This is a genomic window from Segatella buccae ATCC 33574 (assembly GCF_000184945.1).
Lineage (GTDB): Bacteria > Bacteroidota > Bacteroidia > Bacteroidales > Bacteroidaceae > Prevotella > Prevotella buccae.
Map to the genome: position 1 here is coordinate 2,864,025 of NZ_GL586311.1, position 9,363 is coordinate 2,873,387.

Here is a 9,363-nt window from a genome sequence, read left to right on the forward strand (position 1 = left end):
CTCTTGGGGGGCTCTTGGGGGGGGCCGTAGTTTTTTGCTTTTCCGGTCTCTTATTTCCCAAACACCACCGTGGGCTTAAATGTCTTGGCCTCCTCGAAATCCATGAGGGCGTAGGCAATGATGATGATGGTGTCGCCTACCTGCACCTTGCGGGCAGCCGCACCGTTGAGACAGATGTCACCTTTGCCGCGCTCGCCCGCGATAATATAGGTTTCGAAACGTTCGCCGTTGTTGTTGTCCACGATTTGCACTTTCTCGCCCGCGATGAGATTGGCCGCATCCATGAGGTCTTCATCAATGGTGATACTGCCCATGTAGTTGAGGTTGGCCTCGGTGACGGTCACGCAGTGGAGTTTTGACTTGAGTACTTCTATTTGCATCTTCGTTCTGTGTGTTGGTTTTCTACTTCTTTTCTTCCTGTCCGGCAGCCGTAGTCTCGGGGGTCTTCAGCCGGATGTGGTCGATGAGCCGGATGGGCGTCTTGCCGCAATAGACCGTGATGCAGCCCACCACGTAGTCGCTGTCGTCCCATGAGTTTATGGGCAGAAGCGTGTGCCCGTCCACGATTTCGAAATATTCCACCTCCAGACCGTCCACGGCGTTGATTTCGGCCACCACACGGTCGTGAGTCTCGGCCACGGAGTGCGTCCGGGCATAGTCCACGGCAGCCTTCAGGGCCTTGAAGATGGCCGGTGCCTTCTGCCGCTCGTCGGGCGCGAGCAGCGTGTTGCGGCTGCTCTTGGCCAGTCCGTCGGCCTCGCGCACGATGTCGCATTCCACGATGCGCACATCCATGCCGATATAGTCCACAAGCCGCTTCACCACGGCTATCTGCTGCCAGTCTTTCTCGCCGAAATAGGCCCGTGTGGGTCGCACGATATAGAACAGGCGGCTCACCACCTGACACACCCCGTTGAAATGGCCCGGCCGGCGCGCGCCCTCCATCACCGTGGTCACGGGCGGAAACTCGAAGTGCCGCTCGTCGGGCGTGGGATACATCTCCTCCACCGACGGTGCAAACACATAGTCGGCCCCGCAGGCTTCGGCCAGTCGGCAGTCGGGCTCAAGCGTGCGCGGATAGCGGTCGAGGTCGCCCGGGTCGTTGAACTGTGTGGGATTGAGAAACACCGAAACCACCGTGACGGCGTTTTCGGCCACACTGCGCCTCACCAGCGAGGCGTGCCCCTCGTGCAGGGCACCCATCGTGGGCACAAGTCCGATTTCCTTACCTTCCTTGCGAGCCTTGAAGAGTTCGTTCTGGAGTTCTACAATCTTTTTGATTACTTTCATCTCGTCTCTGTTATTCTGTCTGCCCGTCGGTTCCGCTGCCCGCTGCAGGTCTCCGGCCGGCCTTCCGGTTGCCGCCGAAGTCATTGCAGCTGCTTGCGTCCGGTCCGGCAGTTGTCGTGTTCCTAAACGCGTGCAAAATAACAACTTTTTTCTTAAATAAGAAAGAATTATTTTAAAAATATGCCAATAAGGCTCCTGTTTTTCGCCTTTTAAGGGAGAAAGGGAAGAAATACCAACTTTTTTTTGTAACTTTGCACGTAATTGGATGAGTAAAAAGTGAACTTATGGCCGTTGTCCGTCCACAGGCCTATAACGTCCGCCGGCTCTAATCTTTTAAAAAAACAGTTTTGAAATGGCAAAGAAAGTATTGTTCATCAACCAGGAGATAGCTCCCTACGTGCCTGAATCCGAAATCTCAGTGCTGGGCAGAGACCTGCCCCACCGCGTACAGGAAAAAGGGTTCGAGATACGCACGTTCATGCCCAAATGGGGCAATATCAACGAGCGTCGCGGCCAGTTGCACGAGGTGATACGCCTCTCGGGAATGAATCTCATCATTGATGAAACAGACCACCCTTTGATCATCAAAGTGGCATCGATACCCACCTCGCGACTGCAAGTGTATTTCATCGACAACGACGACTACTTCAGCCGCCGGCAGATGGAAGCCGATGAAAACGGGGTGGAGTATGCCGACAACGGCGAGCGGGCCATCTTCTATGCCCGGGGCGTGCTCGAGACGGTGAAAAAACTGCGCTGGGCACCCGACATCATCGTGTGTCAGGGATGGATAGGGGCCGTGGTGCCGCTCTATATCAAGACGGCCTACAAGGACGAACCGTCGTTTGCCAAGACCAAGGTGGTGACTTCGCTCTTCACCAACCGCCTGAAAAACGACTTGGGCAAGCACTTCAAGCGGAGCGTGGAGTTCAGGGGGGCCAAGGCTTCGCTGCTCAAGGGTTACGGCGACACGTTCGACTTCCTCGAACTGGGCAAGATGGCCATCGACTACAGCGACGGACTCGTCGAGGCCGGCAAGGATGTCAACGCGCAGTTGCTCGCCCATGCCGAGAGTCGGGGACTGCCCGTGCTGCGCTATCCGGGCGAAGACTTCGCCGATGCCTACGCCGATTATTTCAACCAACTGATTCCGGATGCCGGCGAGTGACCTCCGCAAGAGCGGGGGTGACGGTCCTGCAAGGCATCTCACCTTCAATGCAACAACACATTTTTCATTTTCGATAACTCATGAAGTTAAGAATTTTAGCTGCCGCAGCATCGTGCGCCCTGCTGCTCGCCGCATGTGATGACAACACCGGAGACTTCGGAACATCACTCACACACAGCTCGGACAAACTCAACATCAGTGCCGCCGCCTACGGTGTGACCACGCAGACCATCGTGGCCGACTCGGTGCTCTCGCGCAACAGCGTGGGCTATCTGGGCAAGGTGCGCGACCCCGAAACAGGGGCATACGTCACGGGCAACTGCATGATACAGTTTGGCGTGGTGGACGAACCGGGATTCCCGGCTGTGAAAGACTCCATCAAGAGTCGAGACAGCAACGACAGCATCGTGGCCGACTACTGTTACATCGAACTCTTCTACAACAGTTTCTACGGCGATTCGCTGGCACCCATGAAGCTCACCGCCCATGAAATGGGACGCACGATGAACGAAAACCGCAAATACTACTCCAACTTCAATCCGCGCGCCGAGGGCTATCTGCGTTCCGGCGGACTCAAGGTGGACAAGAGCTACACGCTCACCGACCTCACTGTGAGCGACTCCCTGCGCCGCTCCAAGAAATATGTACCGAGTATCCGGATACCGATCACCGGCAACTACACCGCACCCGACGGCACCACCTACAACAATCTCGGCACCTACATCATGAGGCAATACTACAACAACCGCAAGTTGTTTGCCGACAACTACAAGTTTATCAACAACATCCTCCGCGGCTTCTACTTCGAGCACACGGGCGGCCTGGGCTCCATGGCCGACGTGAGTACCAGCTGGCTCATGGTGGGCTATCGTGGCAGGGAGACGCGCAAACTTGCCAACAAGGCGGGCAACATGGTCGACTCCACCTATTATTATAATGGCTACGCATCGTTTGCAGGCACGGAGGAGGTGCTCCAGACCACTTACTTCGACAACGACGAGGGCTCCATCAAGCGTCTTGCCGACGACAGCTCATGCACCTATCTCAAGACACCGGCCGGACTTTTCACTGAGGTCACGCTGCCCGTCGATGACATCTTGAAAGGGCACGATTCCGACACGCTCAGTTCGGCCAAACTCGTCATCCCGCGCATCAACGACACCACCACCGGAAAATACCGGCTCAATACGCCCAAGACACTGCTCATCGTGCCCAAGAGCATGATGTACAGCTTCTTCGAGGAGGGCCGGCTCAACGATGGTCGCACCTCGTTTCTCTGCACCTACAACGCCAACAGTGACAACACCTACACCTTTGAGAACATCGGCAACCTCATCGGTTATATGAACAAAAACCGCGATGTGGCCGACTGGAACAAGGCGGTGATTATCCCCGTCACACTCACCACGCGTACCAATTCGCAGGATCGGTCTGTCACCATCACCAAGATAGTCAACGACATGTCTCTTTCCACCACGCGGTTGCGTAAGGGAGACGGCACCACAGCCAACATCCGCTTGGATGTTATCTACACCCGATTCGCCAACTAACCTCTTTTCCCTACACACATCATGGCAGACAATTTTCTGGAACGTCGGCGCGAAGAGTATGAACAGCGCAAGGCTCTTTGGCTGAAAAGGAAGAAAGGGAAGGATGGGAAAAGCCTCCCCCGGCCCATCCGAAGGAGGGACCGGGGAGAGACTATATTCTGACACTCTTGAGCACATCGCCATCGAGGGTGATGACGCTCAGCGTGCCGTTGTCGAGCAGGGCGAAAGTGGGCGGATTGCCCCCCTTGGGGAAGGTGACGGAGCCCGTGTTGCACACCACGACATCCTCTTCCCGCTCGAGTTCCCACAAGTGGGTGTGCCCGTAGATGATGGCATCCACGCGACCGCGCGGGCGGTTCACCTTATTATATATGTGTCCGTGGGTGAGGAAGATGCGCCGCCCCTCGTCCACGAGCATCATGCTGTCGGCCATGATGGGGAAAGAGAGCAGCATCTGGTCCACCTCGGAGTCGCAGTTGCCGCGTATGGCCACGATGTCGTCGGCCATGTCATTGAGCCGCTTGGCGATGCCCTTGGGGTCGAGCCCTTCGGGCAGACCGTTGCGCGGGCCGTAGTTGATGATGTCGCCGAGAATGCAAAGCATGTCGCAGTGCCATTCGTCATAGAAACGGAGTGCCTGCTCCAGTCGGGGCAGTGAACCGTGGATGTCGGAGATGATGAGATATTTCATGTTGCTGTAGTTTTTTGGAATGTCTTGTTTGGAGAGGGAACCTCAGAGGAAGTCGGCGATGAGCTCTTTCACCACGTGCCCGCCCGCCACCAGTCCTGCCGCCGCCGGCACAAAGGCATTGGAGGCCGGTGTGCTGCGCCGGGGAGCGGCTGCTGCAGGCACGTTGTCACCGTCAGGAGCAAGAGCGGGAGACTCACCGAAGGGCTGCCGCGGCTCCTCCTCACTGTAGACCACCTGCAGGCGGTCGATGCCGAGTTTGCGCAACTTCTTGCGGATGATTTTGGCCAGCGGGTCTATCTTCGTCTCGTTGATGTCGGCCACGCGAAAAGCCGTCGGGTCGAGCTTGTTGGCCGCCCCCATGCACGAGAGAAGCGGTGTGCCCGCCGCCCGGCACCGCCTGACGAGTTCGAGTTTGGCCGTCACGGTGTCGATGCAGTCCACCACGTAGTCAAACTGCGTGAGGTCTATCCCATCGGCATTCTCGGGCAGGTAGAACATCGCGTGCGTGCGCACCGCGCAGCCGGGGTTGATGTCGTGTATGCGCTCCTCGGCCACATCCACTTTCAGTCGTCCGAGCGTGGAGAGCGTAGCGATGATCTGGCGGTTGATGTTGGTGATGCCCACCCGGTCGTTGTCCACAAGCGTCAGCTCGCCCACCCCACTGCGGGCCAGCACCTCCACCACGTGGCCGCCCACGCCGCCCACGCCAAACACGGCCACCCGTGCGGCTGCCAGCCTCTTCACAGCCGCCGGGCCGAATAGCATTTCGGTGCGTGTAAATTGATTCTCCATCTTCTTCTTTGGAAATTTTCAGTTAGGAGATACAAAGATACTGTTTTTCCGCGAAAGCATGGCGCGTGGGCAGCAAGTTTTTTCGCCGCCGTGCATCACGCTTCCTCCCTCTTTCACCACTCCCCCACCCGCTTGTGCTCCAAATGTAAAACCGTTTCTTCGTTTTCACGCCCCGTGCCTGCGATATTTTCCGCCAACTCCCCTCCGGCTGCACACACGCGAATTTCAGTGAAGCGACTAATCGTCTGTCATTCAGCGACTTGATTTTTCTTGACCACCCGTCCCATGCCTGCAACACGCTTAAAGGGCCCGGACGGGCTTCTCAAAGAGCCTCTTCGAGAAAGCCGTCCGAGCCGTTTCGTGTCGTCATTCCGCCCGTTTGGGCGCGCCGGTGCAGCCCTTTCGCCCGGGCAGCCCGCCTTTTTCACCTCCCATCGGTGCTCTTCCGGTCTTCCCGACTCATCTTTCCGCTCCCGTTGACAAGTTTCCCCCGCCCTCGTTTTGTCAAATAAATACAGGGTATGGAAGGTAGACAAAGTAAACATATGTTCTTCTGTTACTCTGTCTTATCTTTTTTCGACAAAGTAACAAAGTGGACAAGTGTTCTTCTGTTACGGCCAAGAGGGAAACCGAACTTTGCCGATTCGACGGAATGCTTTTACGAAAATATTTCATATATTTGCACTTGTGCATTGAATTTGCCGATTTGCGGCGAGGATAAGGCAGATTGTTTACCTGTTTTCCGACAAGAGAAAGAGGCCTTTTCTCTTAGATGTCCAGAAACTTCCAACTGTCGGAAGATTATGGCGAGAAAGGAATTTATGGTCACATGGTCGTTCATTTTGTTATAGAGAAAGATGGTGATTTATCCCACTTTAAAGTGCCTAAATCCGCATATCCTAATTTTGAAGGCAATTTATAAAGATTTTGAGAAATATGCCGAAATGGAATCCCGGGATAAAGAATGGCAAGGCGAGTTAGGACAAGATACGCTATTGTATATTTTTTGGCCGAACGATAGATGTGGATGCACGCAAAAGTAAAAATGAATATATCCGCAAACGTTCAATTAACATGTCCTATGCTTATTAATTATTAAAATGACAGAAATACATCAAATATTAAAAAAAGAATTGTTTTATTGTGAGTTTTTATATGTATATTTGCAATCAAATAAAGAAAAGAATAATTATGATACAAGAATTTAAAATCAAAAACTTTCTTTCTTTTAAAGACGAAGTAAGATTTAGTTTTGAGGCCTCAAATGATACTTTTGCAGAGACATCCCAAGTTGTAAAGATTAATAAGAATACAAGGCTTTTGCGTTTTGCCGTTGTTTATGGCTACAATGCGTCTGGTAAATCGAACTTGCTGAAAGCATTTGAGTTCTTAGTGGGTTTTTGGTTTAAGAAGCAGAATGATCCATATAAAAGCATCAGAATCAATCCGTTTAAGTTGAATCAAAGTTCAAAAAATGAGCATTCTTTTTTTGAATTAGTTTTTTATGTAAATGGCGTAAAGTATTGGTATCAGTTAGAACTAGATCAGTCGATGATTTTCTTTGAGAAACTATCATATTATAATTATAAGAGTACTGAGCCCGTAAGACTTTTTGAACGAAAGATAGAAAGCGGACAAACTGTTATTTCTTTTGGTGATTTAGAAGTGAATGAAGTCGTAAAAGACAATATCACTATATTGTGTCTAAATAATATGTCATTCTTTGCTGCACGTGAACAAGTGAATACCCAAATACCTTTAATTGACGCTGCAAAAGAATGGATGAGAGAAAAGTTCATGGATATTATTACTCCATCAACTAATTTAACTGCTTATGCACAAAGAAAATCATCTGACGATGAAGATTTGAAGAAATATATTATCAATTTTCTTCGCGAAGCAGATTTCAATATTTCTAATATCAACACAGATGTTGTGAATAGTGGTATTCCAGAAGGTTTATTGGATATGCTCTTAAAAATGCGGGATCTTCCTGCTGAGGAAAAGGAAAGAATAAGGAATGAAAAAACTTTCAAGCAATTGAGGACAGAGTTTTTTCATACGGTTGAAAATAACAAAGGAGCAGAAACTTATCCATTAAGCTTGGATGATGAAGAAGAGTCAGATGGAACGGTGCGTACTTTTGGAATAGAAGCAGCAATATATTCAGCTTTAAACAAAAATTCTTTTCTTGCAATTGACGAAATAGAAAATTCATTGCACCCTAAACTGCTTGAAAAGATTCTGTTCGAGTTCCTTAAACAGAAATCCCAATCGCAACTTTTGGTTACAACGCACAATGATGGTTTGTTGGATTTGGTAGATGATTTGATCAGGAAAGATTCTATATGGTTTACAGAGAAACAAAAATCTGGTATCACTGAACTGTATAAGTTAAGTGATTTCAGAGCTTTAAATCACCTTTCTTCTATCAGGGAGGCTTATCGTAACAAAAGGTTTGGGGCTACAAAGGGGTCATAATGGAACAAAGAGAATTAAATAAGGAGGAAGAAGAAAAATATTTTCCTCTTCCGAGCAAGAGCCCCAAGTTAAAAAATGATGAGGGAACAAGAGAGATGGGCGAACTATACCCATTTCTGATTAGTGGTGGCACTAACACGGAGCGTTACTATTTTACTCACATCAACGATACCACAAAATACAAATTCAACATCAGACCAGAATACTTTAGTGATGAGTCGAACTATACAGAGGCTTTCCCAAAAAGAATAAATGAAGTGTTGAAAACTAATAATGATGTGAAGATATTCTGTGTGTTTGACTGGGATACTATATATGGTGATGATGCGAAACTAAAAAAACATAATTGTTTTAAGAAGCAATTTAAGAAAGAAGTTTCAAATGGGACTGTTATAATATGTCCAAGTATGCCCAGCATCGAGTATTGGTTTTTATTACATTTCAAAAATAATACTAGTTTATTAAAAAACTATGGTGAAGTTTCTCAGTTGTTGGCTCCATATTTGAGGCCATGCTTTCCAAACTCATCACCTAATAAACTCAAGAAATTACTAAAGTCTGAAAAGTATGTAAGTAATCCACAATGGGTAAGAAACTTATGCGCAGAGGGAAGGTTGGAAAAAGCTATTCAACGAGCAGAAGAAAATATATTAAAAGCTGAAAAAGAGAATGATTTGGAAAATCAGTCATATTCCTACGTATATAAGATATTTCAAACTGATAAACACAATGAAACGTTGAAATGGATTAAGTGGATTAAATGGATTTTGCAGTTCTTGGCGTTGGCATCATGCTTTTTTATTATGATGTGAAGCGGTATTATGTGGGGTGGAATTTCTTTAACTACAATCTTCTGCCGATGCACTCCAATATTTTTTCCGACTATAGGGGATTGGAAAGTAAAGATATTTTTATCTCATATATAATGATTATGCTGGAATAGTATTTGGCCGTCACTCCTGAAATACGTATATGACAAATACAGAATCGTTACAATCTCAATTCATCGTGGAGTGTTTCTATGGCCGGTCGTTTCTTCTGCTGTATTTTGTCATACAGAGGCATGAGTTTGTTCTTTATGTTGCTTTTTGTCCTTGTGGGAGGCTTTGGCCGGCTTCCTTACGCTTTCACCTTTAATAATAAGAATAGGGCGGGGGGAAGTGGAATAATCTTGTGGTGCCTACTGCGATGTATAGTAAGGATATTTGGAAACGGGGGCGAAGTGCCGTACCTTTGCAACCGTGATTCGGACACAGCCTCCTGATCAGGGGCACACAGAGAGTTATTAAAACTAAATTATCAACTTTGCGGAGCTTCCATAAAAACACACACTTATGCCGGGGGCTTCGCACACTAAAAACAAAGAAAAACTATGTCAGTAAAGTACAAAT

At 49.1% G+C, this 9,363-nt stretch carries 9 protein-coding genes; 5 read left to right on the top strand and 4 right to left on the bottom strand.

Annotated features, from left to right (window positions below; all coding sequences use genetic code 11):
* Nucleotides 1–50: 50 nt before the first annotated feature.
* Both panD and panC read right to left on the bottom strand, forming a co-directional pair.
* Nucleotides 51–380 carry an aspartate 1-decarboxylase gene (panD, locus tag HMPREF6485_RS11330; RefSeq protein ID WP_004343140.1) on the bottom strand — a complete coding sequence of 110 codons (330 nt, stop codon included), beginning with the start codon at nucleotides 378–380 and terminating at the stop codon, nucleotides 51–53.
* Nucleotides 381–402: 22 nt separating this feature from the next.
* A complete protein-coding gene (panC, locus tag HMPREF6485_RS11335; protein WP_004343139.1) occupies nucleotides 403–1,290 on the bottom strand; it encodes a pantoate--beta-alanine ligase in 888 nt (295 codons plus the stop codon).
* Nucleotides 1,291–1,642: 352 nt separating this feature from the next.
* Here panC and HMPREF6485_RS11340 point away from each other — a divergent pair, with 352 nt between their 5' ends.
* From HMPREF6485_RS11340 to HMPREF6485_RS14405, 3 genes are all read left to right on the top strand, one after another.
* A complete protein-coding gene (locus HMPREF6485_RS11340) occupies nucleotides 1,643–2,458 on the top strand; it encodes a glycogen/starch synthase (protein ID WP_004343137.1) in 816 nt (271 codons plus the stop codon).
* An 80-nt stretch (nucleotides 2,459–2,538) separates the two neighbouring features.
* Complete coding sequence (locus tag HMPREF6485_RS11345; protein ID WP_004346653.1) at nucleotides 2,539–4,008, top strand: DUF4270 domain-containing protein; 1,470 nt, start codon at nucleotides 2,539–2,541, stop codon at nucleotides 4,006–4,008.
* Between the two features lie 21 nt (nucleotides 4,009–4,029).
* A complete protein-coding gene (locus HMPREF6485_RS14405) occupies nucleotides 4,030–4,170 on the top strand; it encodes a hypothetical protein (protein WP_004346654.1) in 141 nt (46 codons plus the stop codon).
* Here the strand turns inward: HMPREF6485_RS14405 and yfcE are convergent.
* Both yfcE and HMPREF6485_RS11360 read right to left on the bottom strand, forming a co-directional pair.
* Nucleotides 4,160–4,699 (bottom strand): phosphodiesterase, encoded by a 540-nt coding sequence (gene yfcE, locus HMPREF6485_RS11355; protein WP_004346655.1) that lies wholly within the window; start codon nucleotides 4,697–4,699, stop codon nucleotides 4,160–4,162. The two genes, HMPREF6485_RS14405 and yfcE, sit on opposite strands and share 11 nt — an antisense overlap.
* A gap of 42 nt (nucleotides 4,700–4,741) precedes the next feature.
* Entirely contained in the window at nucleotides 4,742–5,491 is a 750-nt protein-coding gene (locus HMPREF6485_RS11360) for a tRNA threonylcarbamoyladenosine dehydratase (RefSeq protein WP_004346656.1), read from the bottom strand.
* Between the two features lie 1,191 nt (nucleotides 5,492–6,682).
* Here HMPREF6485_RS11360 and HMPREF6485_RS11375 point away from each other — a divergent pair.
* On the top strand, nucleotides 6,683–7,972 hold the full coding sequence (locus tag HMPREF6485_RS11375; protein WP_044126432.1) for an AAA family ATPase: 1,290 nt from the start codon (nucleotides 6,683–6,685) through the stop codon (nucleotides 7,970–7,972).
* Nucleotides 7,972–8,784, top strand: coding sequence for an RloB family protein (locus HMPREF6485_RS11380; RefSeq protein WP_004346666.1), 813 nt, complete (start codon nucleotides 7,972–7,974; stop codon nucleotides 8,782–8,784). Before HMPREF6485_RS11375 ends, HMPREF6485_RS11380 begins: the two co-directional genes overlap by 1 nt.
* Nucleotides 8,785–9,363 lie beyond the last annotated feature (579 nt).

What these genes read in the sequence shown, in the direction of transcription:
- panD (WP_004343140.1), bottom strand. Translation starts at nt 380, where the DNA reads ATGCAAATAGAAGTACTCAAGTCAAAACTCCACTGCGTGACCGTCACC.
- panC (WP_004343139.1), bottom strand. Translation starts at nt 1,290, where the DNA reads ATGAAAGTAATCAAAAAGATTGTAGAACTCCAGAACGAACTCTTCAAG.
- HMPREF6485_RS11340 (WP_004343137.1), top strand. Translation starts at nt 1,643, where the DNA reads ATGGCAAAGAAAGTATTGTTCATCAACCAGGAGATAGCTCCCTACGTG.
- HMPREF6485_RS11345 (WP_004346653.1), top strand. Translation starts at nt 2,539, where the DNA reads ATGAAGTTAAGAATTTTAGCTGCCGCAGCATCGTGCGCCCTGCTGCTC.
- HMPREF6485_RS14405 (WP_004346654.1), top strand. Translation starts at nt 4,030, where the DNA reads ATGGCAGACAATTTTCTGGAACGTCGGCGCGAAGAGTATGAACAGCGC.
- yfcE (WP_004346655.1), bottom strand. Translation starts at nt 4,699, where the DNA reads ATGAAATATCTCATCATCTCCGACATCCACGGTTCACTGCCCCGACTG.
- HMPREF6485_RS11360 (WP_004346656.1), bottom strand. Translation starts at nt 5,491, where the DNA reads ATGGAGAATCAATTTACACGCACCGAAATGCTATTCGGCCCGGCGGCT.
- HMPREF6485_RS11375 (WP_044126432.1), top strand. Translation starts at nt 6,683, where the DNA reads ATGATACAAGAATTTAAAATCAAAAACTTTCTTTCTTTTAAAGACGAA.
- HMPREF6485_RS11380 (WP_004346666.1), top strand. Translation starts at nt 7,972, where the DNA reads ATGGAACAAAGAGAATTAAATAAGGAGGAAGAAGAAAAATATTTTCCT.